Raw genomic sequence first — 24311 nt, 5'->3', positions numbered from 1 at the left:
CCTGCGGAGATTTACTTGTCACAAACAAAGTCTTTGTGGCAGAGGCTCTTTCAGTGAACGGTGTCAGGGCTAACCAGGCGCTCAAGCGGACGTGGCATAAAGCGCCACGCCGCTTAGCTTAGGCGTTGAGGCTGTAGAAAAACCCAAGAAATGGCATGAATCACGCTGCTGAATGGAGACTTCCCGGAGGTTTCCATGGCGCGCTACAAGCCTGTTGATCTGCATCTCTCGAAACTGCTGCCGGTGAAGTTCTCGGAGCAGATTCTGCCCGGCACCTTCGAGTACGCGTTGAACTGGCTGGTCGATCACGAGATTGATCTGACAGTATTTGACGCTCGTTACTGCAACGACGAATCAGGCGCGTTGGCGTACCACCCTGGCGTGTTGTTGAAGGTCGTGCTGCTGGGCTACGCGCGGGGCATCACTTCTTCTCGCGGCATCGCTCGGGCCTGCCGCGAGAACGTGGTGTTCATGGCGCTGTCCGGGGATTCGGCACCGCACTTCACGACCATCGCCGGGTTTGTTTCGAAGCTGCCGGCTGAGATCACCTCGGTCTTTCGCGATGTCTTGCTGGTCTGCGACGAGCAGGGACTCATCGGCAAGGAGCTGTTCGCAGTGGACGGCTGCAAGCTACCCTCGAATGCTTCCCGGACGTGGAGCGGCACCCGCGCCGATCTTGGCCGGAAGGCCGAGGAGATGGAGCGGGCCATTGCCCACATGCTCGATACGCACCGCCGTCAGGATGCCGGCCAGAACGTTGATGCCCTGACCCAGCGCGAGCAGCAGCAGATCGAAACGCTGAGCCGCAACAGCCGCAAGATTCGGGAATGGCTGGCCATCTCAAACGAGAAGACCAATCGTCGCGGCGAGCCACTGAAATCGAACATCACCGACAACGACTCCGCGACGATGAGGACCAGCCACGGGGTGGTGCAGGGCTACACCGGCGTGGCGGCCGTCGATGCGAAATCCCAAGTGGTGGTGCAGGCCAGCGCCTATGGCACCGGACAGGAGAACGCGCTGCTGCCGGAGGTGCTGAAAGACTTACGGCAGGACTTCAAGGCCATCGGTCGAAAGGACCCCCTGAAGACCGCCACCGTCCTGACCGACTCGGGCTATCACTCGGAAGCCACACTGAATCAACTGGCAGCTGCAAAGGTCGATGCGCTGGTGGCCGACACGGGCTTCCGATCACGCGACCCACGCTTTGCGGAAAGCTATCGACACAAGCCGGCGGACCAGCAGCGCCAACCAGGCGAGCGACGCTCGCAGTGGTTTCAGCCGAAAGACTTCACAGTCGATGCAGACGCGAAGACCTGCCGTTGCCCGGCTGGCAAGGTCCTGAAGCTCAGCAGTGCCAAGGCCATCATCAAGGGCCGACGCGGCATGAGCTTCGAAGGCAGTCAGGCGATCTGCGGCAGCTGCCCGCTGCGCACTCAGTGCATTCGCAAGCCAGGGATCAGCGCCTACCGGCAGGTAACGTTCTTCGACGGCAGCAAGGCCAAAGACAGCCACCCGCAGACCACAGCCATGAAAGATCGGATCGACAGCCGTGAAGGCCGGCTGACCTACAGCCGCCGGCTGGGCATCGTCGAACCGGTATTCGGCAATCTGCACGTCCACGGCCTGCGACGATTCACGCTCAGAACCCGAAGAAAGGTCGATGCCCAGTGGAAGTTGTTTGCACTGGTTCACAACGTGCAGAAGCTGACGGGCAAAGCGCCGTGAATCAGGCTTGGAGGACCGCCCGGATCGCGCTATCGTCCGACTGCGCCACCACAGGGAAGCTCGGTCGCCGTGATGCCAATCCTTCACCAGCGTGAAATCTGCATGCTGACTCGCTCGGTTTGCGCTCCAGAGTCAGAAATGGATAGGGGCGTGTGCGATTCCGACGTTTTTCTACAGGCTCGTTAGGCGAGGAGCTATTACGTATGGCTGACCCGTTGACATCAGGATTTACGCTGGCCGGATTTCTATTGGCAAAATCGTTGTCAGTGCTGACGGGCGCTCCTTGTGAGGGAACGCTAGTGCCTATGGCTTTTGTCGAAAAAGAAGACGGCCAAAGAGCCATTTATTTGTTTCAAGCGAAAACACAGGAAGCAGCAGTAAAAGCCGGCCTCGACGCTATGAGCAAAAGTGACTCAAGCATTACGGCAAAAGCTCTTGTCCATGACGGATATGTCAACGAACAAGGAGTCAGGACAGACGCATTCATAGTCCGTCTATGGGTGCGCGGCCAATCAGAGCCTGTTTACTTGGTTCAAACGTGGAGAAAACAGGCTGCGCATTGTGAAGTCGCCGCGTTAACGAGAATCGCGGAGACGAAGGTCATAGTTAAAGGCGTGCCTACTTCCCTCACAAGCGCGCAGATGCAAGCTGTGGAGAGTGGCATTCAACTGAATGACGTCGTCGCAGCTACATGGCAAGCATCGCGCCCTTAACTCGGCCCAACCAGGCGTTCAAGCCGACGTGGCATATAGCGACACGCTGCTTAACTTAAGCATTAGCCCATACAGCATGTCTTACCGCAACCAGAAAGCTGATGACATCGCTGAGGCAATCCGGCAGGTTCTAATTTATGACTGGGATCCTATCGACGTAATGGATGATCCTGAATGGCCACAAGACGAATATGACTCTTATATTGGCGAGATCTATCGTTATCTGTCTCGTGGAGAGTCTGCAGAGTTCATCGCTCGCCACCTCTGCTACATCGAGGAAAACCGGATGGGCTTGAGTCGCGTACCGGAATCCCATCGCTTGGCGGTCGCCGTCAAGTTGAAAGCCGTCAGTGTTGCTCTCAGCCCGCGAGACTAGTGCTCTCACGATGTCGCCGGTGTGGCCTAGCAATTCGTTCAAGCCGAGCCGACGGTTCCCACGGTTTAGTGGACGCCCTGAACTAATCCTTCAGGAGTCTACAGATGGCATCACCAGGTCCAAGAACAACGTATCGATACAGTAAGGAATTCAAGGTGTTGCTGCCGACCGAAAGTTGACCAGCCGGGGATGCGGACAAAAACTTGGACGGGTTATGCTGCGATTGCCAAGCTCTTTCGGTACTGCATCGGACTGCGGTAGCCAAGCGACATCTTGATCCGGCCGTCGTTGTACCAGCGGATGTAGCGGTCCAGCGCGGCGACGAATTCCTCGATAGTCGTGGACAGCCAGTCACGCGGGTAGAACAGTTCGTTCTTCAGTCGACCGAAGAAGCCTTCGCATGCCGCGTTATCTGGTGAGCAGGCTTTTCGAGACATGGACCGAATGAGGCTTGCATCGGTGATTCTGGCCAGCCAGCCAGGCCAGCGATAGTGGCCACCACGGTCGGAATGAACGACCGGCCGTTCGGTGTTGGCGGCAACGGTCTCGATGGCGGCATCCAGCATCGTGTTGACCAGTTCGGCGTCGGGACGATTGCCGATCGACCAGCTGACGATCATCCCGTCGTAGCAGTCGATCATCGGGGAGAGATACACCTTGCCGGCCGGGATCTGGAACTCCGTGATGTCGGTCAGCCACTTCTCGTTTGGGGATTGGGCGCTGAAATCTCGATTCAGGAGGTTGTCGGGTGCCGGGCTGATCTCGCCCATGTAAGAGCCGTATCGCCGGCGCTTCCGGCCGATGGCGACCAGCGACTCCTGCTTCATCAGGCGCCGAACGACCTTTTCCGAGATCTTCATTGATCGGTTGGTCAGCGAGGCGTGTATCCGACGGTAGCCGTAGCACCGGTAGTTACGATCGAATATGTCGACCATAGTGCCGCGGACTTCGCCATATTTGTCGGACGTGTCGAGCCCGGCCAGGTGGTAGAAGAACGAACTGCGCGGCAGGCCAACGGCGGGGAGTAGCTCATTCAGCGTGTAGGTCGACCTCAGGGCATCAACCAGCTCCGTCTTCTCCCGGTTCGTCAGGAGCCGCTGGTCGATGCCCAGAGCTTTTTTTAACAGTTCGTTCGCCTTCTTCAGCAGGTCCTGCTCAAGCTGCAGGTGTCGGATGTTTCGACGAAGCGCCTCGACTTGCTGCTCCAGCTCATCTCGTTCGGGGTTTGGCGGTGAATGCTGGCGACGTGGCATGGAGGCGGACGTGTCGTGACCGAGTAGCTGATGCTTCCACTTGTACAGCGTCGGCCGCGATACGCCTACATCCATGGCCACTAATCGCGCGCTTGCCTGCCGCAGACACAGAGCGATAACCGCGGATTGCTTCGTTGCCGCGGACGCTTCCGAAGATCGTCCGACGACCCGCACGCGGGCCGAGGGCTCCTGTCCTTGAGCCCAAGCCGCCAGCAGCGTTCTTGAGGGATAGCCCAGTTCACGAATCGTCACCGCGAGGCAGCGACCATGAGTTCGATAGTGCTCGACCGCGAGATCTCGCCGCGCCTGCGTGTACCTCGGCTGACGCGCATATCCGGCAGGCATCGCCGCGTCACGCGCGTAGGCCTGATACCAGCCCTTCAGCGCGTTCTTCGTCGGGTAACCGAGTTGCCGAATCGTCACGCCGACTCGCTTCCCCAGCTTGATGTACAGCTGAACAGCGCGAAGCCGATCCTCGTACGAATACATGAACTATCCCCTTCAGATAGTCCAAGAAATCGTCCGCATCCCCAGATGGTCAACTTTCAGTCGGCGGCAACACTCGAGGCGTGCTATTGCCGCCCGATTCGGTCGAGCACGCGCGTGGAGCGGTGTGCAGTCTTGGGATGACGCGGGTCCCACCCCTTGTGAAATCACTGAGTCGACCTGTTGCTTTTTTGCGGTTGCAGCCAATACTGCGTCGTGTCCGACGATCGCCGGCTTCCAGGGTTTTCGTCTTGCCGTCGCCCAAGGTGTGTTTTGCCTGTATCTGCAGTTGATCAGGCTCGCATGTCCGTTGACCCGTTTGTGGAGAGAACTCAATGACTGCACCAAGATGGCTGAAGCCCGTCGCGGTCGTGGCGCTACTTTGGAATGTGCTGGGCTGCATCGCGTTCTTTTTTGATCTGAGCCTGTCGCCCGAAGACGTTGCCAAGCTGTCAGAGGCTGAGCAGGCGCTGTACTCGGCGCGTCCTGCGTGGGCGGTGGCCGCCACGGCGATCGCGGTTTTTGGCGGGGTTCTCGGCGCCATCGGCCTGCTGCTGCTCAGGAAGTGGGCACTCCCGGTCTTCGTCGTATCGCTGCTCGGCATACTGGTTCAGGATTTTGGACTTTTCGTGTTGATTGACGGTGCAAGCTTGGCGGGCCCCGGAGCGGCAGGCATGCAAGGCATCGTGCTGGCCTTCGGGATCGGTCTCGTCCTTCTTGGCCGCAAGGGCGTCGCCCGCGGCTGGCTGGCTTGAGTCGATTGGCTGTCAGTGTTTTGGAACGGGGCACCATTCATAGGCAGTCATCGCGCCGAGGTTTGTGGCTGACGGGGTACGTGTAGTGCGTGTATTGATCGTACTGATCGCGCTTGTCGTCCTATCGGGCTGCAGCCAGACAGCCCTGCTCGAGAAGTTGTCGTCCCCTGAACAGCAGGCGGCCGCTCAGCACTATGTCGAGCTGCTTCGCGACCACAAGTTCGAAGAGATCGAGTCGTCGACAGACCCCAGTCTCAAGACGCTGTCCTTGCGCGGGACTTTGGAGAAAATGGCCTCGTTGGTTCCGGCGGTTGATCCGAGTTCGATCAAGCTTGTCGGCGCTCAAAGCGTGCACGGTCCCGCTGGCAGCACCGTGAACACGACGTTTGAGTACGAGTTCCCGGATCAATGGCTGCTCGTCAGCGTGGCCATCAAAACGCAGAACGGTGCCAGCACACTGGTCGGCTTCAATGTTGCACCGCAAAGCGCCGCGCTCGAAGAGCAGAACCGCTTTCAGCTCGGTGGCAAGCGTCCGGCGCAGTATTCGATCCTCGCCTTTGCCATTGCCGCCGTGGCAGCGACGCTGTATGCGCTGGTTCTCTGCATTCGCACGCGGTTGAAGGGGCGAAAGTGGCCCTGGATTCTGTTCATCCTGATCGGATTCGGGAAGTTGTCCGTGAATTGGTCGACGGCTCAAGTGGACCTTCTGCCGTTCTTCGCGCAGTTGTTCAGTGTCAGTGCGTTCGCGCCTTTGTACGGGCCATGGACGCTTGCCGTTTCGCTGCCGGTCGGCGCCGTCGTGTTTCTGGTCAAGCGCAGACGGTTGATGGCGTCAGGCGTTGCGCCCTGATGCCGCTATCGAAACGCGCCGGTTTCCCGTGTTTGCGCGATGACGTTGCGATCCGATCGATGCAGCGGTCGCACTGCCGAGCACGCGGCGCGCGTTGTCGGTGGCCTTGAGCCGACACTGAGCTCTTGGCCTATCGCCGCCGTGGTGTTCCGGTCCGCGTCGGCAATGCAGCTGCCGCCAACGACATCGCGCCGCTCACTGGCTCAGGTACGCGAGGCTGGCACCGTGGCGTTCCCAGTTCTGGCCGTCGAACGGTTCGACGTCGACGTGTTCGAGGGTCCCGGCGTCTAGGCAGTTGACGTTGACCGAGTAGCCGTCGGGATTCGAACGCGGGATGTAGAACGACTTGATGCCGCAGATCTTGCAGAAGCGGTGCTTGGCGACGCCAGTGTTGAACGTGTAGGTGGTCAGCGCGTCTTCGCCTTGCAGCAAGCGGAAGTCGGCGCCGGGCACGATCAGATGCAGGTAGCCGCTCGGGGCACACATCGAACAGTTGCAGCGCTGCACCAGCACGCGGGCGTTGGCTTGCACCTCGAATCGAACGGCACCGCAGTGACAGCCGCCGCGGTGCGTGATCTTGTCTGACATCGTCTGGCTCGTTGTCGGTGGCTGCCGTCGTTGGACCGGCGAGTTCCGGATCGGTGGATTGCGTGCCGAACCCGCATCCTAAGCGTCTCGCTCCGATCGAGACACTGCTTGCTGGCCGAAGCTAACGCCATCCGGCGGCGGCGCCTCCGGCCCCTCGCCTCTGCAAGTGCCGCGGCCATCGTCGCGGATCGGCGTCCCGAATCGCCCCCCAATCGGGGTCTGACCCCAATTAATGTTCCTGGTCCGTGGGAAACGGTCGCCGCCGTTACCGTTGCCGGCGCGCGCGTTCATGACACCGCCGCGCCAAGCCGCTACGCTGGTCGGATGGATTTCACTTTCACCAAGATGCACGGCGCCGGCAACGATTTCGTCGTCGTCGACGCCACCCGTGCGCCGTTCGAGCCGGACCGTGCGCTGCTCGCCCGACTGGCCGATCGCCGGTTCGGTGTCGGCTGCGACCAGATCCTCGTGGTCGATCCGGCACCGTCGCCGGATGTCGATTTCGGCTACCGCATCTACAACGCCGATGGCTCGCAGGTGGGCCAGTGCGGCAACGGCGCGCGCTGCCTGGCGCGCTTCGTCGCCGAGCGCGGCCTGAGCGACAAGGCGGCGCTGCGAGTCCGCACGACGACCGCGACGCTCGAACTGCAGCAACTGGCGGACGGACAGGTCCGTGTCGACATGGGTGCCCCGCGCTTCGAGCCCGCCGCGATTCCGCTCGCCGCTGCCGCGCGACAGTTGCGCTACGAGGCCACCCTCGCCGACGGCCGCACGGTGCGCTTCGGGGCGGCCGGCATGGGCAATCCGCATGCGGTGATTCTGGTCGACGATGTCGACGCTGCCGATGTCGACGGCATGGGCCCGCAGTTGCAGCAGCATCCGCTGTGGCCGGAGTCGGTCAATGTCGGCTTCCTGCAGATCGTCGATCGCGGCCATGCCCGGCTGCGCGTGTACGAGCGTGGCTCCGGCGAGACCCTGGCCTGCGGCAGCGGCGCCTGCGCCGCATTCGCCGTGGCGCGGGCCTGGGACTTGCTGGATGCGCGCGCCGATCTGCAACTGCTCGGCGGCACGCTGACCTTGGAGTGGGCCGGCGCGGTCGAAGGCGAATCCGCGCCGGTGCTGATGACCGGCCCCGCCACCACCGTTTTCGAAGGGAGATTCACGTGGTCGATGTAACGAACGCGTCACCGGAGTCCGCGCCGGATGCCACGGCGGCTGCGGTGACGGAGCCGGCGACCGACACTGCCGCAGCGTTGCCGGACGAAGCGCAGGTGCTGGCCTATCTGAAGGCCGATCCGATGCTGCTCGCACGCCATCCGCAGGCGCTGGAGACGCTGGAAGTGGCGCATGCCGCCGGCTCGGCGGTGTCGCTGATCGAACGGCAGGTCGAGCTGCTGCGCGGCAAGAATCAGCGGCTGGAAGCGCGGCTCGAGAAGCTGATCGACAACGCGCGCGCCAACGAGCAGCGCGCCGACAAGATGCTGAAGCTGTCGCTGAACCTGATCCGCGCACCGTCGCTGGCCGCGATCGCGGTCGCGCTGCGCACCGCGATGCGCGACGATTTCGATGTCGACGACGTCTTCCTCGGGCTGAACAGCGCGATCTACAAGCGTCATGACATCGACGGTATCGTGCCGGTGACGCCGGACGGCGCGATTGCCCGCGCCTACGACAACTTCCTGCGCACGCGCCTGATCGAGTGCGGGCCGATCGACGCCGAGCGCGCCAAGCTGCTGTTTCCGAAGACGGACGCGACGATTCTGTCGGCCGCCGTCGTGCCGCTGGAGAAGGACAAGCACCTCGGCTTCATCGCGCTCGGATCGCGCGAGGCGGAACGCTTCCAACCGCGGCAGGGGAAGCTGTTCCTCGAAATGACGGCAGAGCTGGTCTCGGCCGCCGTCCGCACGCGGATGAACTGATCGCCGGCATGGCCCGCCCGCCCGCGCCGCTGCCCGTGGCATCCGCACCGGAACCGCCAGACGCGCCAGAAGCGCCAGAAGCGCCAGAAGCGCCAGACGATGCGCTGCAGCAGGCGCTTGATCGCTACCTGCGCTATCTCGTGGTCGAGCGGCAATCGCCGAAGACCACGACCAGTGCCGTCGCGCGCGAATGCCGGATGTTCTTCGGCTACTGCCGCGAGTGCGGCATTGCCGACCCGGCGCGGGTCGACATCCACACGGTGCGCGGCTTTCTGACCCGCAGCCACCGTCGCGGCCTGCAGCCCCCCACGTTGCGGCGCTATCTGTCGTGCATCCGCAGCCTGTTCCGCTATCTCGTGCGGCAGGGCGCACTCGCGCACAACCCGGCGGCCGGCGTGCGCGGGCCGAAGGGTGCGCGAACCCTGCCGAAAGTGATCGATGCCGAAGCGCTGGGCGAAGCCCTGGATCAGGCCCCGAACGGCGTGTTCGAGTGTCGCGATCGGGCGATGGTCGAGCTGTTCTATTCGTCCGGGCTGCGTCTGGCGGAACTGCATCAGCTCGACGTGCCCGCCGGCCGCTTTCCGGATGAGCTGACCGTGCTCGGCAAGGGCCATCGCGAGCGGATCGTGCCGGTCGGCCGCGCGGCGCGTGCGGCGCTGGATGCCTGGCTGACCGAACGCGCCGCGGTGGCCATGATCGGCGAGCGGGCGCTGTTCGTCGGCGCGCGCGGCAGGCGCCTCGGCCGCACGCAGATCGGCACCGCGCTGCATGCCTGGGCGCAGCGCACGAACCTGCCGGCGCATCTGCATCCGCACAAGCTGCGTCATTCGTTCGCCACGCACTTGCTGGCCGAAAGCGGCGATATCCGCGCCGTGCAGGAACTGCTGGGCCACGCGCGGCTGTCGACTACGCAGATCTACACGCAGCTCGACTGGAAGCGACTGGCGCAGGTCTACGACCAAAGTCATCCTCGTGCCCGACGCCGCACTCCCGAATAATCGACGGCCGGCCTTGCCGCCGCCGACAAAACCGTGCGAACTGCGCCCGCTGCGAAACCGGCGCAAAGATTGCTGATCCAATTCGCCTTGCCTGCCCTCGACCCGACGACCCGCTCATGACCATTGCCCGCATTCCCGCCACGCTGATTCCCGGAGACGGCATCGGTCCCGAAATCGTCGACGCCACGCTGGCCGTGCTCGACGCGCTGGAAGCGCCGTTCGACTGGGATACCCAGATCGCCGGGCTGGCCGGCGTCAAGGAGGCCGGCGATCCGCTGCCGAAGGCCACGCTCGATTCGATCCGCCGCACGCGGCTGGCGCTGAAGGGGCCGCTGGAAACCCCGAGCGGCGGCGGCTATCGCTCATCGAACGTGCGGCTGCGCGAGGAATTCCAGCTCTACGCGAACCTGCGGCCGGCGCTGACGCTGATTCCGGGCAAGCGCTACGAGAACATCAACCTCGTCGTCGTGCGCGAGAACATCGAAGGCCTGTACATGGGCTACGAGCACTTCATCCCGATCGGCGGCGATCCGCATGCCGTCGGCATGTCCACCGGCATCAACACGCGGCAGGGCTGCCGCCGCATTCTCGAATACGCGTTCGAGTTCGCCATCGCCACCGGCCGCAAGAAGGTCACGGTGGTGCACAAGGCCAACATCATGAAGGCGCTGACCGGCATCTTCCTGGAGACGGCGCGCGACCTGTACATCGAGAAGGGCTATCACGGGAAAGTGCAGATGAGCGAGATCATCGTCGACGCCTGCGCGATGAAGCTGGTGCTCGATCCGTGGCAGTTCGACGTGCTGGTCACCACGAACCTGTTCGGCGACATCCTGAGCGACCTCGTGGCCGGCCTGATCGGCGGCCTCGGCATGGCCCCGGGGGCGAACATCGGCGCCGACGCCGCGATCTTCGAAGCGGTGCACGGCTCGGCGCCGGACATCGCCGGTCAGCAGAAGGCCAATCCGACGGCGCTGCTGCTGGCGGCGGCGATGATGCTCGACCACGTCAAGCTGACCGACAAGGCCACGCGCCTGCGCCGGGCGATCAACGACACGCTGAACGTCGACAACATCCGTACCGGCGATCTCGGCGGCAGTGCCAGCACCGGCGAATTCGCGAAGGCGCTGGTCAGTCGCGTCCGAAATGCTTGAGATTGGCGCGCTCTATTGGAATCGAGCGACATTCCCGTTCCGTGAACAAAGTTAGGTAATTTTTATTTGACAAATTTTTCACTAAAACTGTGAACCAGTTCACATAGTGCGCCATTTTTTTGACGAACTAGGCTGTTTTTCCCACAATATTCATGGGCCGGGTGCAATAGTCCGCTCGCAGTCGGAAGCGCAACAGACATCGCAAGGATGCGACCTTTCAGGTTCCTGACGCGGCAAAAGCGGTCGAAAAGACCCTGAATCGCGTCGGAAACCGGCGCCAGGCGTACGTTCATCGAACCGCCGCTCATCCTCCCCTCGCCGGCGCGCGAGCGGCGCCCGGAGGCTGATGGAGATCGCCCGCCGGACGCCATGCAAACCGGCGCATGCGCAGCAGCAATCGCGCTCCCGCGGCGACACGGCATCGAACGCCCGCCGAGTTCACCACCGTTGCCACGCAGTCAGGCCGAACCCCGGGCCTGCGACTCAGGCCTGCGACTCGGGGCCGCGACTCAGGGCCGCGTCCACTCCGGCGGCATCACGAGATGCTTCAGCCGCTGGCGCCACGGGCCGGCGCGGCCGACATCGCGCCACATGTCGATGAATTCGTGGAAGTTCAGGGTCAGCACGTTGTGGCTGTGGATCTGCCGGACGATGCCGTAGTCGACCTTCTCCCGCTCCTCGACAAAGGTGCCGAACCAGCGATCGAACACGATCAGCACGCCGCCGAAGTTGCGGTCGATGTACTGCGGGTTGCGGCCGTGATGCACCCGGTGGTGTGACGGCGTGTTGAACCAGTATTCGATCCACGGATGCAGCTTGCCCACGCTCTCCGTATGCACGAAGTACTGGTAGCTCAGGTTCACGCCGTACAGCAGGAACACGACGCCGGGCGACACGCCGAGCAGCACCAGCGGCATCCAGAACAGCCACCAGCCGGTGATCGAGTACAGCAGGCTCTGGCGCATCGCCGTGGTCATGTTCATGCGCTCACTGGAGTGATGCACGACATGCGCGCTCCAGAACCAGCGCACGCGGTGGCTGGTGCGATGGAACGCGTAGTAGCACAGCTCCACGCCGATGAAGATCGGCCCGATGGTCCACACGGTCACCGGAATCTCGAACAGCCGGTGCTGCCAGAACCAGTCGACCGCCGCGGCGGTGATGACGAAGAACGCGCCGATCTCGAACACCTGATACGCACCGCCGAGGTTCAGGTTGGCGAGGATGTCCTTCAGCTCGAACGGCTCGCGCCGGCCACGGCCACGCATCACCGCGAACTCGATCGCGAACGCGATCAGGAACAGCGGCGACATCGCGATCAGGATCACCTGCTTCCAGTCGATCTCCGGCCCGAACCAGCCGTGCAGCATCGTCGTCACCTGCTCGATCATCACCCGCGCTCCTCGTTGTCCTGTCCGAATCTGCACGCATTCTGGACCGCCGCCGCTTGCGCGACTTGATCGCATGCCGCCATTCTTTTGATCGATCACGCCACGCCCGCCGTCGCCATGCAAGGCCAGGTCTCCGCCACCTACGTCCGCCTGCTGCACGAGTACCTCGCCGCCCGCGGGCACGACGCCGTCGCCGTGCTCGGCGAGGCCGCGCCGGTGGTCGATGGCAGCGGACTGGCGCGGGTCGCGATCGACCACTGGGCCGCGCTGCTGGACCGCGCCGATGCCGTGCTCGGCGAAACGGCCCCCGAGCCCGCGCTGGGGCTGGCCGTCGGCGCCGGCATCGGCCCGTCGCACCTCGGCGTGCTCGGCTACCTGAGCCTGCATTGCCGCGATCTGGCCGACGCGCTGAGCCGCCTGCGCGACTACGAGCGGCTGGTCTACGACGTCAATCCCGGGCGCCTGCTGCCGCTCGCCGACAGCGTCGTGCTCGAATGGGGCGACGAACGCGGCCGTCCCGGGCAGCGCGTCGACGAATGCGCGATCGCCGCGCTGATCGCATACGCCCGCAACATCACGGCGCGGCCGGACGCCGCGCCGCTCGCGGTCAGCTTCATCAACCCGGCACCGCCGTCGATGGCGCCGTACGAAGCCTTCTTCCGCTGCCCGGTGACGTTCGCGGCACCGACCACGACCGTGCGCCTGCCGTTCGAATGGCTGGCCGCCCCGTTGCGCCAGCCGGACGACGCGCTGCGCGCGCTGCTGGACCAGCAGGCGGGCGAGCAGCTGGCGCGGCTGCCGCCGGTCGATGATTTCGAGCGCCGCCTGCGCGAGACGCTGGCCGGCGCGCTGCGCGACGGCGACGCCAGTCTCGCGGCCTGTGCCGCGCGCTTGCACTGCTCGACCCGAACCCTGCAGCGACGGCTGGAAGCGGCCGGATCGAGCTTCCAGGCCGCGCTCGACGACACCCGCCGCCAGCTCGCCACCGGCTGGCTGGCCGACCCGCGGCTGCGGCTGATCGAGATCTCGCAGTTGCTCGGCTACACCGATCAGGCCGCGTTCACACGCGCCTTCGTGCGCTGGACCGGGCAGGCGCCGGGGCAGTGGCGGCGGGCCCGCGCCGTGACCGCTTCCGGCAGCCGCACCTGAAAAAGCTACTTGGCCGCAGCCGGCAGGTTGCGCGCGTTGCGCTGCCAGCGCGACGCCCGGTGCCTACGCCTTGGCGCGATACGCGCGAAGCAGGCTGAAGAAAAGCAGGAACGCCTTCTCGTCGTCGGGCTCCGCCTCGCGCAAAGCGCTGTGCCAGGTCGGCCCCGGAAAGTGCTTGACGTGCTTCATGTCCGTGTCCGGATCGATCGCCACTTCGACCCAAGACCCGGCCTTGCCCAGCTTTTGAAGGCAGAAATCGGAGAAGCGGCTAAAGGAGGGCGTTTCGCTGTCATCCATCCTGAGCGTCCATCGCGCTTGCTCGTAACCCGACAGGTAGTCGTCGAGCGCGCTGAGCGTGGCCGATGACCAATACAGGCCGGGCCGCTGCTCGATTCGATCAAGGATGCTGTACAGGTTTTCCGGGCTCGACATCGCACGTGCTCATGGTCGAGCAAAGCGTATCAGCGACGCTGGATCAGGTTCGGCCCATCGCCGGATCGCTGATCGACGGCGCGCCGGTTTCGACCCGTCCGGCATAACGGCGCAGGAAGGCCTGATCCGTCGCGCGTTCGCCGTCGAGCGTCACGCTGACGTCGTACCAGCGGCCGCTGTCGCGCAGGTCGAGCCGCAAGGTCGTGCGGCCGTTGGCGGCGACATCGATGCGACGCGGCGGGCCGTCGCGATAGGCGTTCTCGGCGATCACGAAACGGCAGGGGCTGGCGCCGCGATTGATCAGCACGAGGCGCAGCTCGCCGCTCGCCGCGTCATGCCTCGCCTGCACTTCCGGATCGGCGGCGCGGCCGTCGAGCAAGCCGAGGCGTCCAGCAATCTGCCGATGGAAGCCGTTCGGGCCGAGCAGCCACAGGTCGTAGGCGCCGAAATCGGTCGCGAGCGGCGTCCACAGGTCATCGAGCGCCTTGTCGGCTTCCACAGTGTAGCGGCGCGGCAGCTCGCGCAGATGGCGCTGGTCGTAGACGTGGAACACGGCGCCGGCACTGCCGTCGTTGATGAAATCGATCCGTACGCCGCGCGCGCTGACCGTGGCATCGGCCGCCAGCACGTACGGCAGCGCGCGCGATGGCCGCACGCCGGCGGCCTGTTGCGGCAGCCGGCCGGCCGCGCCGCGCGGCGCGGCGATCGGCGGCAACTGCTCCTGCGCCCGGCGCTGGGCATCGGCCTCGCTCCGGGCGATGACCGGGAAGGCCGGCAGCGCGTCGTCGTTCGGCGTCGCGAAGTTGAAGCAGCGGGTCAGATCGCCGCAGATCGCGCGGCGGCGCGGGCTGATGTTCGGTTCGGCGACCCCGAAGCGCGCTTCGAGAAAGCGGATGATCGAGGTGTGATCGTAGGTTTCCGAGCAGACCCAGCCGCCGCGGCTCCACGGCGAGATGACCGTCATCGGCACGCGCGGGCCGGGTCCGTACGGCCAGTTCCGATCGAGCAGGCTTTTGCCGTGATGGCGGTCGAGGCGGTCGTCGACGGTCGAGGCCCCGGCCGGGCGGCCGTCGACACCGATCGAATGCGCGCTCGGCGGCGGCAGGTGATCGAAGAAGCCATCGTTCTCGTCGAAGGTCAGCAGCAGCACGGTCTTGCTCCAGACTTGCGCGTCGGCGGTCAGCGCTTCAAGCACGGCCTGCGCGTACCAGCCGCCCTGCACCGGGCTCGACGGGCCGGGATGCTCCGAGTACGCCGCCGGTGCGACGACGTACGAGACCTGCGGCAGGCGACCGGCGAGCACATCGTCACGCAGGCCATCGAGCGTGTTGTTGCGCAGGGTGCTGCTCAGGCCCTTGGTCGCCAGCGGCGACGCCGGATCGCTTTCGGCGGCGGCGCGGAAACTCGCGAAGCCTTCGAGCGAGTTGTCGGTGAAGTTGTCGGCGGCGTCCTGATAGACCTTCCACGAGATGCCGGCGGCTTCGAGCCGCTCCGGATAGGTGGTCCAGCGAAAGCCGTCGACGCTCGGGCCGAGGTCGTCGTTGCGGTTGTCGACGATCGGGCCGCCGCCGAGGCCTTCTGGGTCGTTGGTGCCGCTGAACAGGAACAGCCGGTTCGGGTTGGTGCTGCTGTGGATCGCGGCGTGATAGGCGTCGCAGACGGTGAAGGCCTTGGCCAGCGCGAACTGGAACGGCAGCTCGGCCTCGCGGTAGTAGCCCATCGACTGCGCCCGCTTGTACACCGGCCAGTAGCCGTAGCGGCCATCGTTCCAGGCGTGGTGGGCGTCACCCCAGCCGTGCGGCGTGCCGTCGACGCGCTGGGCGTTGCCGAGGCTGGCATCGAGCGGGAACGGCAGGATCTCGGTCTGGCTCAGGTCGCGCTGATGCCAGATTGGCTGGCCGGACGCCTGCGGGATGGTGAAGCGATCGCCGAAGCCGCGCACGCCCGGCAGGGTGCCGAAGTAGTGATCGAAGCTGCGGTTCTCCTGCATCAGGATCACCACATGCTCGACGTCCCGGATCGTGCCGCTGCGGTTGTTCGCCGGGATCGCCAGTGCCTTGGCGATCGACGCCGGCAGCAGCGCGGTGCCGGCGGCGGCACCGCTCAGTCGCAGGAACTGCCGGCGATCGACCGCTGCGCCGGATTGGTCTGCCATCGCTGCACGCCTCGAGAGTCTCGGTGGCGCGCATGCTGGCGGCGCTTCGGGTCAGCGCCGTGAAAGGCGCGTGAAGGCTCTGTGACGACGCGGCCCTGAGACGTTCACACCATCGCCCGCGTCGTGCTCAAGGCGCGCTGGCACTGCGCAGGGCGCGCACGTCTTCGGCATGGCGCAGACGGTTGGCGCGGCGCAGTTCGGCTTCGAGATAGCGGCGGCGCTCGTCGTCGGTCTCGGCCAGCAGCGGCGCGACTGGCCGCGGCCGGCCCTCGGCATCCACCGCGACGAACGTCAGGTAGGCCGTCAGGATGTGGCGGCGCTCGCAACTGCCGATGGCTTCGGCTTCCACCCGCACGCCGACCTCCATCGAGCTGCGCCAGGCGCGGTTCATCGAGGCATGCATCACCAGGACGTCGCCGCGCCGCGCCGGCGCGAGGAAGTGCACGGCATCGACGCTGACCGTGACGGTGACGCCGCCCGAGTGGCGATCGGCGACCACGGCGGCGACGCGGTCCATGTGCGCCATGATCAGCCCGCCGAACACCGTGTTGTTCGGGTTCAGATCGTTCGGAAACACCATGTAGACCTGTTCGCGCACGGCGGACAGGGCGACGGAACGCGGCGCCAGCGGGGCGCTGCCGGGGACATCGGCCATGCGAAAACATCCTTGCGTCGTGGGGGTGGACCGCCAGTGTGCCGTCACCGGCGAAGTCCGGCAGCCGGGTTCGGCGCTCAGTGCGCCGCGTCGGCCGGCACCTCGTGCTTCGGGGCGGTGATGAACGGCAGCAGCAGCAAGGCCACCAGCAGCACGCCGGCAATCATCGTGAACATGTCGGAATAGGTCATCACCGCGACCTGCTGCTGCATCTGGCGGGCGATCAGGCTCATGGCCCCGGCGTCGCTGCCGGTCAGCGCCCGGCCGGCGGTCATCGCGTCGCGCACGGCCGGGTGGTCGGCCTGCACGCTCTCGCCGAGCATCTGCCAGTGCAGCCAGGTGCGCGAGTTGATCAGCGAGTTGACCGACGCCAGCCCGATCGCACCGCCGATGTTGCGCATCACGTTGAACAGGCCGCTGGCATTCTTCAGTTCCGCCGGCGGCAGGGTGCCGAGCGCGATGTTGGTCATCGAGAAGAAGCACAGCAGGAAGCCGCTGCCGCGCAGCACTTGCGGCAGCGCGAACTGCAAGGCACCCCAGTCCGCCGTGAGATGGCCATTGAGCCAGGCGCCGGTCGCCGCCAGCGACAGGCCGAGCGCGACCATCGTGCGCAGCGAGATCACCTTCAGCAGCTTGCCGGCGAGCGGTGCGGTGAAGAACATCGCCGCACCCTGCACGATCATCACCTGCCCGATCTGCAGGCTGTTGTAGCCGCGCACCTGGCCGAGGAACAGCGGCGTCAGGTAGATCAGCGTGTACAGGCCCATGCCGAGCGCCGACGCCAGCACCGTGCCGATCGCGAAATTGCGATTGCCGAACGCGCGCAGGTCGACGATCGGGTTCTTCGCGGTGAACGAGCGCCAGAAGAACAGCGTGCCGCCGAGCACCGCGGTGACCGCGCAGATCGCGACCGAATCCTTCGCGAACCAGTCGTTGCGCGGGCCTTCGTCAAGGAAGTACTCGAAGCTGCCGAGGAACACGGCAAGGAAGGCCAGCCCCCACAGGTCGATGGTCTTCAGCAGTTCCGGCATCGGCTTGTCGATGCGCACCAGATTCCACACCGCCGCCGACACCAGCAGGCCCGGAATCACGTTGATCAGGAATAGCCAGTGCCACGAGAAGCTCTGCGTGAGATAGCCGCCGACGGTCGGGCCGATCGACGGCGCCAAGGTCGAAGCCATGCCGAACAGGATCTGCGGCAGCACCCGCTTTTCCGGCGGAAACATCGCGAACATCGCCGCCGAGGTGGTCGGGATCATGCCGCCGCCCATGAAGCCCTGGATCACGCGGAACACGATCATCGATTCGAGATTCCACGCGGTGGCGCAGGCCGCGCTCGCCAGCATGAAGCCGAGTGCGCAGATCACGAAGTAGATCCGCGTCGACAGCATCCGCGACAGGTAGCCGGACAGCGGAATCGCGATGACTTCGGCAATCAGGTACGAGGTCTGCACCCACTGGATCTCGTCGGCGCTGGCCGACAGCCCGGCCTGCAGCTGATTGATCGACGACGCGACGATCTGGATGTCCAGAATCGCCATGAAATTGCCGAAGATCATCGCGAGGTAGCCGAACCACGCGCGCCGCGTGCGCGCCTTGGCTTCGGCGCTGCCCGGCAGCGGCGGCAGCTCAGTTCCGACGGTCACGGCCGACATCGACGTCGCTCGCGGATCAGGACTTCGGTGCGGCGACCGTCGCCGCATGGGTCGCCGCCGGCTCGCCGCGCGTGTCTACCGCCGCTTCGACCGACAGTCCCGGCCGCAGCTTGCCGTCGAGCCCGGCGCGATCGTCGAGCGCGATGCGCACCGGCACCCGCTGCACGATCTTGGTGAAGTTGCCGGTCGCATTCTGGGCCGGCAACAGCGCGAATTCGGCGCCCGACGCGGGCGAGAAGCTGTCGACGTGGCCGATCAGGCGCTTGTCGGGAAACGCGTCCAGGGTGATCTCGACCGGCTGGCCGATCTGCATCCGCGCCAGCTGCGTTTCCTTGAAGTTGGCCTCGACATAGACCTTGTCGAGCGGCACCAGCGACAGCAGGCGCTGGCCGGGCTGCACGCGCTCGCCGAGACGCGCCGACAGGTCGCCGACGCTGCCGTCGACCGGCGCCCGGATTTCGGTGGCGGCGAGGTCGATCTCGGCCAGCTTGAGCTGCGCTTCTGCGGCGGCGAGCGCGGCTTCGGCGCTGGCATTGCCGCTTTCGGCCAAGGTGCTCAGCGCGCGCTGCGCGGCCTGCACGCCGGCTTCGGCGCGGGCGACCGTCGCCACCGCGTTCTTGTACGCGGCCTCGGCGTTGTCCAGCCGCTGGCGCGTGGCGACACCATCACGCAAAAGGCTGCGGGCGCGATCGAGTTCCTGCCGGGTCTGTTCGGCGACGGCCCGCGCGGCGCTCAAGCCGGCGCGCGCTTCGGCGATCGACGATTCCTGCTGGCCGCGCTGCTGGCCGTTGCCGGCGACGGCGGCCTTGGCATTGGCGACGGCGGCGCGGGCGTTGTCGACGCGGGCCGCGTAATCGCGGCGATCGATCTCGAGCAGCAGGTCGCCGGCCTTGACCGCCTGGTTGTCGACGACATGCAGCGCGATCACTTCGCCGCCGATGCGCGGCGTCAGCGACGCGATGTCGGCACGGACGTAAGCGTTGTCGGTCGACATCACGAAGCGGCCCGTGGTCCACCAGTGCCAGCCGTAGCCGGCCGCGGCCGCGATCACCAGCGCCAGCACGGCGAAGCGCACGACGCGCTTGCCGGACGAGGCCGCAGGGGCGTCGGCGGCGGGCGGGGTGGTGGCGGGATTGGCGGAGGTGGTGGCCATCGAGAAATTCCGGTGTCTGCGCAGGCGGTCGACGTCTCGTGGTGCGCGCCGATGCCGATCAAGGGTCGGCGGGAGCGGTTGCGGAGGGGTCGGGCCGCTGATAGTGTACTGAACGTTACAGTTCAGTTTGAGCCTCCGAAGTGGCGAAAGTCAAACCGTCATCCGTCGTTGCCGAAGCGCGGTCCGCAGCCGTCGAAGCGGCCGCGGACGATGCCGCCGACGGCGCGACAGAACCGGCGGCGGCGGAAGGCCTCGGCACCCGCGGCGAACGTCGCCGCAGCGCGCTGCTGCTTGCGGCGCGCGACGTGTTCCTGGAGTGCGGCTACGAAGGCGCGAGCATCGAGGAAGTGATGCGCCGCGTCGGCGGCTCCAAGGCCAGCCTGTATCGCTACTTCGGCAACAAGGAAGGCCTGTTCGGCGACATCATCGCCGCGCAGTGCGCCGAATTCATGAGCGGCTTCCGCATTCCGACGCAGCCGGACGACGACATCGAGCGCACGCTGACCGAGATCGCGCGCCGCTTCGTCGGCGTGTTCCTCGAACGCGAGCGGCGCGAGCTGTTCCGGATCATCGTTGCCGAGATGCCGCGCTTCCCGGCGCTCGCCAAGCGCTTCTACGAGAACGGCCCGCAGCGCGCGCGGCGGATGCTCGGCGACTATTTCCGCCTGCAGCACGAGGCCGGCACCCTGCACTGCCCGGACCCGGAATTCACCGCCACGCAATTCATCGAGATGGTGAAGGCCAACCCGCACCACCGGGCCCTGCTCGGGCTGGACCCGTTCCTGCCCGGCCACGACATCGATCGCCACATCGCCGGTGTCGTCGACCTGTTCCTGCACGGCTGCGCCCGACGGCGCTCGCCCGCACCCTGACCCTGCGGCCACAGCCCCCGCTGCTGTCGCCCCTTGCCGAACCCGCTGAGCCCCGCTGACCGCCATGCCGAACCGTTCCGAGCACCGTTCCCCCAAGAACTTCGCCGCTGCAGTCGCTGCCGCCGTCGCGGCACTGTTCGTCACCGCCACGGCCGACGCCCTGAGCCTGCGCGAAGCGGCCGAACGCGCGCTGCAGAACGATCCGCGTCTGGTCGCCGCCCATCGCGCGGCGGAAGGCTCGGCCGCCGAGGTCGATGCCGCGAAGGCCGGCTATCGACCGACGGTCAACGCCAGCGTCACCGGCGGCCGGTCGCGGCTGTACACCAACGCCCAGTTCCCGGTCGCCGGCTCGCGCAATCCGCTGGCCTGGGGCCTGACCGCGTCGCAGCCGCTGTACACCGGCGGGCTGGTCACCGCGCAGCTCGACGCGGCGCGGGCGCAGCTCGACGGCGCGCTCGAGAACGAGGCGGCGACGAAGCAGCAACTGCTGCTGGCCGCCAGCAGCGCCTGGCTCGACGTGAAGCGTGATCGCGCAGTGATCGCGCTGAACGAGACCAACGTCCAGCGTCTGGAACAGGCCTTGGGCGATACCGACAAGCGCCTGAAGGCCGGCGAGGCGACCAAAACCGATCTCGCGCAGGCCCGCGCGCGGCTGGCCGAAGCGCAGGCCGCGCTCGAACGCGCCCGGGCCACGGCCGACGTCAGTTCGGCGGCGTTCACGCGCGTGGTCGGCACGTCTCCGGATGCGCTGCCCGGCGACTGGCCGCAGCCCGCGGTGCCGGCCTCGCTCGGCGAAGCGCTGGCCGCGGCCGACGCAACCCCCGCCGTGCGTGCCGCCGAGGCCGAGGTGCTGGCCGCGAAGTCCCGGATCACGGCCGAGAAGGCCGGCTACCTGCCGCGGCTGTCGCTCGAAGGCGAAGCCAGCGATGCCGACGATTCCACGTTCACCTACGACCGCCAGACCTACTGGTCCGTGCAGCTGCGCGCCACCGTGCCGATCTACGCCGGCGGTGCCGTGGCCGCCCGCGTGTCCGCCGCCCGCGCCAATGCCGACGCCGCCAGCGCGCAGGCGGCCGATGCCCGCCGCGCAACACAGGAGCAGATCGCCCAGGCCTGGACCCTGTATCGGGTGGCCGGGCAGGTGATCGCGGCCTACGAGGCCGATGTCGAAGCCAGCGAGCTGGCGCTCGACAGCGTCCGCAAGGAGCAGGCGGTCGGCACGCGGACGACGCTCGACCTGCTCGATGCCCAGCGCGATCTGCTCGCGGCCGGCGTCAATCTGGCTGCCAGCCGGCACGATCGCTCGGTCGCCGCGCTGCAGCTGCTGGCGGCCAGCGGCAAGCTGAATCTGGCGGCGATCCCCGAATGATGCAGCGCGTCAATTCGGCATAAGTGCCAGCGGAACAAATCTTTCCGGTTATCAGAACGGCCCGCGATATTACCGTTCCTCTTTCAGCAGACGCTGGCCGGCGCGATGGCGCCCGCGCCGCTCACCGGAACCGATGAACAGGACGCTCTTTGCACGCTCGCTGACCCTCGCCCTTGCCACGCTGTACGGCGCTGCGCCACTCGCTGCGCTGGCGCAGGACCCGCCGACGGCCGATGCCGCTGCCGGTGCGACGGTCGAAACCGAGGCCACCGCCGCACCGGCGGAAACGCCGGCCGCCGCCGCAGCGCCAGCGGGTGCGACGGCGGCGGCAGGCCCGGGCGCCGTGACCCGGATCGAGGAGGTGATCGTCACCGCGAACCGCCGCGAGGGCTACATCGACGACATTCCGACCTCGATCAGCGCCTACAGCGGCGAAGACCTGAAGAGCGTCGGCGTGCGCGACACGCGCGAGCTGTCGAAGCTCGTGGCCGGCTTCACCTTCGCCGATTCCGGCTTCAACACGCCGATCTACACCCTGCGCGGCGTCGGCTTCGCCGATTCCAGCTTCGCCAACCAGTCCACCGTCGGCGTCTATCTCGATGAAGTGGCGCTGGCCTATCCGGTGATGACCAAGGGCCCGAACTTCGACCTGCGCCGGGTCGAAGTGCTGAAGGGGCCGCAGGGCACCCTGTATGGCCGCAACTCGACCGGCGGCACGATCAACTACGTGGCGAACAAGCCGACGCGCAAGTTCGACGCCGGTTTCGACGTCACCGGCGGCAGCTACGGCCGCTTCGATACCGAAGGCTTCATCAGCGGCCCGATCACCGACAACTTCCGCGTGCGGCTCGCCGGCACCCTGAGCGAATCGACGACCGGCTGGCAGACCAGCCTGACCCGGCCGGACGACCGCCTCGGCAAGGTTTCCAAGCGCGCCGCCCGCGCGATCGCCGACTGGGACGTGATCGAGGACGTCAGCGTGCGCCTCGCGCTGTCCGGCTGGCAGGACAACAGCGAACCGCAGGCGCCGTTCGCGGTCGGCATCCGTCCGCAGAACCCGCTGGTGCCGGGCAATGCCTCGATCTCGCCGCGGCTGCGCGACTACCCGCTGCGCCCGGACAACGCCAACCCGAAGGTGGCCGACTGGAATCCGGACGGCAATTTCGGCCTGAACGACGACTTCTGGAACGCCACCCTGAAGCCGCGCTGGGCGATCAGCGACAGTCTGACCCTGACCGGCCTGTTCGCGTACAGCCAGGTGCGGTCGGATGGCTCGGCGCTGCCGCAGGGCGGCACCGATCTCGAGAACATCGACCAGTTCCTGCGCGGCAACATCCGCTCGACCTCGGGCGAGATCCGGCTGGAAGGCAAGATCGGCGAGCGGGCCGACTGGGTCGTCGGCATCAATTCGAGCTATGACCAGTACGGCATCATCAGCGAAGGCCGCGCGTCCGAGAACAGCCTCAACTTCCCGCTGTACGGCTCGACGCCGCCGCTGTTCACGCCGCTGGTGCTGAACCGCGGCTCGGCCCGCGGCGATGGCCAGATCCGCTCGAACGGCGTGTTCGGCGACGCCACCTGGGAATTCATCGACACGCTGAAGCTGACCGGCGGCATCCGCTACTCGCGCGAATCGCAGACCTATGCCGGCTGCACCTTCGAGAACGCCGACAACGACTCGATCATCCCGCTGTCGGTGCTGTTCACGTTTGCCAGCCTCGCCCGCGGCGGCAACACCGTGGTGCGACCGGGCGAGTGCGGCAGCGTCGACGCCAACGGCAACGCCGGGCTCTACAGCGACCGGCTCAAGCAGGACAACCTCGCCTACCGCAGCGTGCTGAGCTGGACGCCGCTCGACGACACGCTGTTCTACGGCTCGTACACGCGTGGCTACAAGTCCGGCGGCTTCCCGACCGTGTTCTCGGTCGACCAGGCCAGCCTGGCACCGGTGGTGCAGGAACGGCTCGATGCCTACGAGGTCGGCACCAAGCTCGGCCTGTTCGACAAGCATCTGCAGGTGAATGCGGCCGCGTTCCACTACAACTACCGCGACAAGCAGCTGCTGACCTATTTCACCGATCCGATCTTCGGCGCGCTGCAGTACCTGCAGAACGTGCCGAAGTCCAAGGTCGACGGCGGCGAGCTGACCGTCACCTGGATTCCGGTGCCGAACCTGACCCTGACCGCGCTCGGCTCGTACATCCGCACCAAGGTCATCCGCTTCACGGGCCAGACCGCCACCGGCGCGGATTTCGACTTCGCCGGCCGCCCGTTCAACTACGCCCCGCGCCTGCAGGGCAGCGTGCTGGCGAACTACACGTTCACCGTCGCCGATACGCTGAACATCTCGCCCGGCGTCACCTACAGCTACGCCGGCAACACCAATTCGACGCTCGAAGGCGACCCGCTGTTCACGCTGAACGAGCACGAGATCATCGACGTGCGCCTCGGCTTCTCGCGCCCCGGCGAGCGCTGGACGGTGACCGCCTTCGCCCGCAACCTGACCAACGAGTTCTACCGCGCGTCCGTCGTCAACCTCGGCGACACCGTGTTCGCCTACACCGGCCAGCCGCGCATCGTCGGCGTGACCTTCAGCTACGACCTGCGCTGACCCGCAATCGGGGTCACGTAATTGGGGTCAGATACACATTAATCGCCGT

General features: G+C 66.0%; 22 protein-coding genes. 13 read left to right on the top strand and 9 right to left on the bottom strand.

Translation table 11 applies throughout. The features are described from left to right. Window positions 1–195 precede the first annotated feature (195 nt). From QZ951_RS18280 to QZ951_RS18270, 3 genes are all read left to right on the top strand, one after another. Complete coding sequence (locus tag QZ951_RS18280) at window positions 196–1728, top strand: transposase (protein ID WP_293003215.1); 1533 nt, start codon at window positions 196–198, stop codon at window positions 1726–1728. A 203-nt stretch (window positions 1729–1931) separates the two neighbouring features. After that, entirely contained in the window at window positions 1932–2441 is a 510-nt protein-coding gene (locus QZ951_RS18275) for a hypothetical protein (RefSeq protein ID WP_293003213.1), read from the top strand. A 76-nt stretch (window positions 2442–2517) separates the two neighbouring features. After that, the gene (locus QZ951_RS18270; RefSeq protein ID WP_293003211.1) at window positions 2518–2817 is read left to right on the top strand and encodes a hypothetical protein; all 300 of its coding nucleotides are present in this window, start codon (window positions 2518–2520) and stop codon (window positions 2815–2817) included. A 212-nt stretch (window positions 2818–3029) separates the two neighbouring features. Here the strand turns inward: QZ951_RS18270 and QZ951_RS18265 are convergent, their stop codons facing one another. Further along, complete coding sequence (locus tag QZ951_RS18265) at window positions 3030–4559, bottom strand: IS3 family transposase (protein WP_293003209.1); 1530 nt, start codon at window positions 4557–4559, stop codon at window positions 3030–3032. A 332-nt stretch (window positions 4560–4891) separates the two neighbouring features. Here QZ951_RS18265 and QZ951_RS18260 point away from each other — a divergent pair, with 332 nt between their 5' ends. Together QZ951_RS18260 and QZ951_RS18255 are read left to right on the top strand one after the other, a co-directional pair. After that, the gene (locus QZ951_RS18260; RefSeq protein ID WP_293003207.1) at window positions 4892–5311 is read left to right on the top strand and encodes a hypothetical protein; all 420 of its coding nucleotides are present in this window, start codon (window positions 4892–4894) and stop codon (window positions 5309–5311) included. Between the two features lie 94 nt (window positions 5312–5405). Then, a complete protein-coding gene (locus QZ951_RS18255; protein ID WP_293003205.1) occupies window positions 5406–6161 on the top strand; it encodes a hypothetical protein in 756 nt (251 codons plus the stop codon). A 195-nt stretch (window positions 6162–6356) separates the two neighbouring features. Here the strand turns inward: QZ951_RS18255 and QZ951_RS18250 are convergent, their stop codons facing one another. Further along, the gene (locus QZ951_RS18250) at window positions 6357–6749 is read right to left on the bottom strand and encodes a GFA family protein (protein ID WP_293003203.1); all 393 of its coding nucleotides are present in this window, start codon (window positions 6747–6749) and stop codon (window positions 6357–6359) included. 324 nt (window positions 6750–7073) lie between these two features. On the opposite strand from QZ951_RS18250, the gene dapF reads away from it, so the two are divergent. The 4 genes from dapF (at window position 7074) to QZ951_RS18230 (ending at window position 10820) form a co-directional block, all read left to right on the top strand. Beyond that, window positions 7074–7925: a diaminopimelate epimerase gene (gene dapF / locus QZ951_RS18245; RefSeq protein WP_293003201.1), complete on the top strand. Its 852-nt coding sequence runs from the start codon at window positions 7074–7076 to the stop codon at window positions 7923–7925. Continuing rightward, window positions 7913–8668 carry a DUF484 family protein gene (locus QZ951_RS18240; RefSeq protein ID WP_293003199.1) on the top strand — a complete coding sequence of 252 codons (756 nt, stop codon included), beginning with the start codon at window positions 7913–7915 and terminating at the stop codon, window positions 8666–8668. The genes dapF and QZ951_RS18240 overlap by 13 nt, the downstream gene beginning before the upstream one ends. Window positions 8669–8676: 8 nt before the next feature. Further along, window positions 8677–9666 carry a tyrosine recombinase XerC gene (locus QZ951_RS18235; protein WP_293003197.1) on the top strand — a complete coding sequence of 330 codons (990 nt, stop codon included), beginning with the start codon at window positions 8677–8679 and terminating at the stop codon, window positions 9664–9666. A 116-nt stretch (window positions 9667–9782) separates the two neighbouring features. Beyond that, window positions 9783–10820, top strand: coding sequence for an isocitrate/isopropylmalate family dehydrogenase (locus QZ951_RS18230; protein ID WP_293003195.1), 1038 nt, complete (start codon window positions 9783–9785; stop codon window positions 10818–10820). A 62-nt stretch (window positions 10821–10882) separates the two neighbouring features. Here QZ951_RS18230 and QZ951_RS18225 read toward each other — a convergent pair whose 3' ends face one another. Continuing rightward, the gene (locus tag QZ951_RS18225) at window positions 10883–11113 is read right to left on the bottom strand and encodes a hypothetical protein (RefSeq protein WP_293003193.1); all 231 of its coding nucleotides are present in this window, start codon (window positions 11111–11113) and stop codon (window positions 10883–10885) included. Between the two features lie 216 nt (window positions 11114–11329). Continuing rightward, on the bottom strand, window positions 11330–12211 hold the full coding sequence (locus tag QZ951_RS18220; protein ID WP_293003191.1) for a sterol desaturase family protein: 882 nt from the start codon (window positions 12209–12211) through the stop codon (window positions 11330–11332). 117 nt (window positions 12212–12328) lie between these two features. Between QZ951_RS18220 and QZ951_RS18215 the strand changes: the two genes are divergently transcribed. After that, complete coding sequence (locus tag QZ951_RS18215; RefSeq protein WP_293003189.1) at window positions 12329–13360, top strand: AraC family transcriptional regulator; 1032 nt, start codon at window positions 12329–12331, stop codon at window positions 13358–13360. A 63-nt stretch (window positions 13361–13423) separates the two neighbouring features. Here QZ951_RS18215 and QZ951_RS18210 read toward each other — a convergent pair whose 3' ends face one another. The 5 genes from QZ951_RS18210 to QZ951_RS18190 form a co-directional block, all read right to left on the bottom strand. Continuing rightward, window positions 13424–13792 (bottom strand): hypothetical protein, encoded by a 369-nt coding sequence (locus QZ951_RS18210; RefSeq protein WP_293003187.1) that lies wholly within the window; start codon window positions 13790–13792, stop codon window positions 13424–13426. 43 nt (window positions 13793–13835) lie between these two features. Further along, window positions 13836–15947: a phosphocholine-specific phospholipase C gene (locus tag QZ951_RS18205; protein WP_293003185.1), complete on the bottom strand. Its 2112-nt coding sequence runs from the start codon at window positions 15945–15947 to the stop codon at window positions 13836–13838. Between the two features lie 127 nt (window positions 15948–16074). Continuing rightward, window positions 16075–16602 carry an acyl-CoA thioesterase gene (locus QZ951_RS18200; protein WP_293003183.1) on the bottom strand — a complete coding sequence of 176 codons (528 nt, stop codon included), beginning with the start codon at window positions 16600–16602 and terminating at the stop codon, window positions 16075–16077. 77 nt (window positions 16603–16679) lie between these two features. Then, the gene (locus tag QZ951_RS18195) at window positions 16680–18257 is read right to left on the bottom strand and encodes a DHA2 family efflux MFS transporter permease subunit (protein ID WP_293003181.1); all 1578 of its coding nucleotides are present in this window, start codon (window positions 18255–18257) and stop codon (window positions 16680–16682) included. A 16-nt stretch (window positions 18258–18273) separates the two neighbouring features. Beyond that, window positions 18274–19410, bottom strand: a complete 1137-nt coding sequence (locus tag QZ951_RS18190; protein WP_293003179.1) for an HlyD family secretion protein — start codon at window positions 19408–19410, stop codon at window positions 18274–18276. A gap of 140 nt (window positions 19411–19550) precedes the next feature. Between QZ951_RS18190 and QZ951_RS18185 the strand changes: the two genes are divergently transcribed. The 3 genes from QZ951_RS18185 (at window position 19551) to QZ951_RS18175 (ending at window position 24262) form a co-directional block, all read left to right on the top strand. After that, window positions 19551–20282 (top strand): TetR/AcrR family transcriptional regulator, encoded by a 732-nt coding sequence (locus QZ951_RS18185; protein ID WP_293003176.1) that lies wholly within the window; start codon window positions 19551–19553, stop codon window positions 20280–20282. A 64-nt stretch (window positions 20283–20346) separates the two neighbouring features. Then, window positions 20347–21651: a TolC family outer membrane protein gene (locus QZ951_RS18180; RefSeq protein WP_293003174.1), complete on the top strand. Its 1305-nt coding sequence runs from the start codon at window positions 20347–20349 to the stop codon at window positions 21649–21651. A 133-nt stretch (window positions 21652–21784) separates the two neighbouring features. Next, window positions 21785–24262, top strand: coding sequence for a TonB-dependent receptor (locus QZ951_RS18175; RefSeq protein ID WP_293003172.1), 2478 nt, complete (start codon window positions 21785–21787; stop codon window positions 24260–24262). Window positions 24263–24311 lie beyond the last annotated feature (49 nt).

The sequence above is a fragment of the Nevskia sp. genome (assembly GCF_021732705.1).
Classification (GTDB): domain Bacteria; phylum Pseudomonadota; class Gammaproteobacteria; order Nevskiales; family Nevskiaceae; genus Nevskia.
The sequence above is the reverse complement of the archived record's forward strand: the minus strand, read 5'-3'. Positions and strand labels throughout refer to the sequence as shown.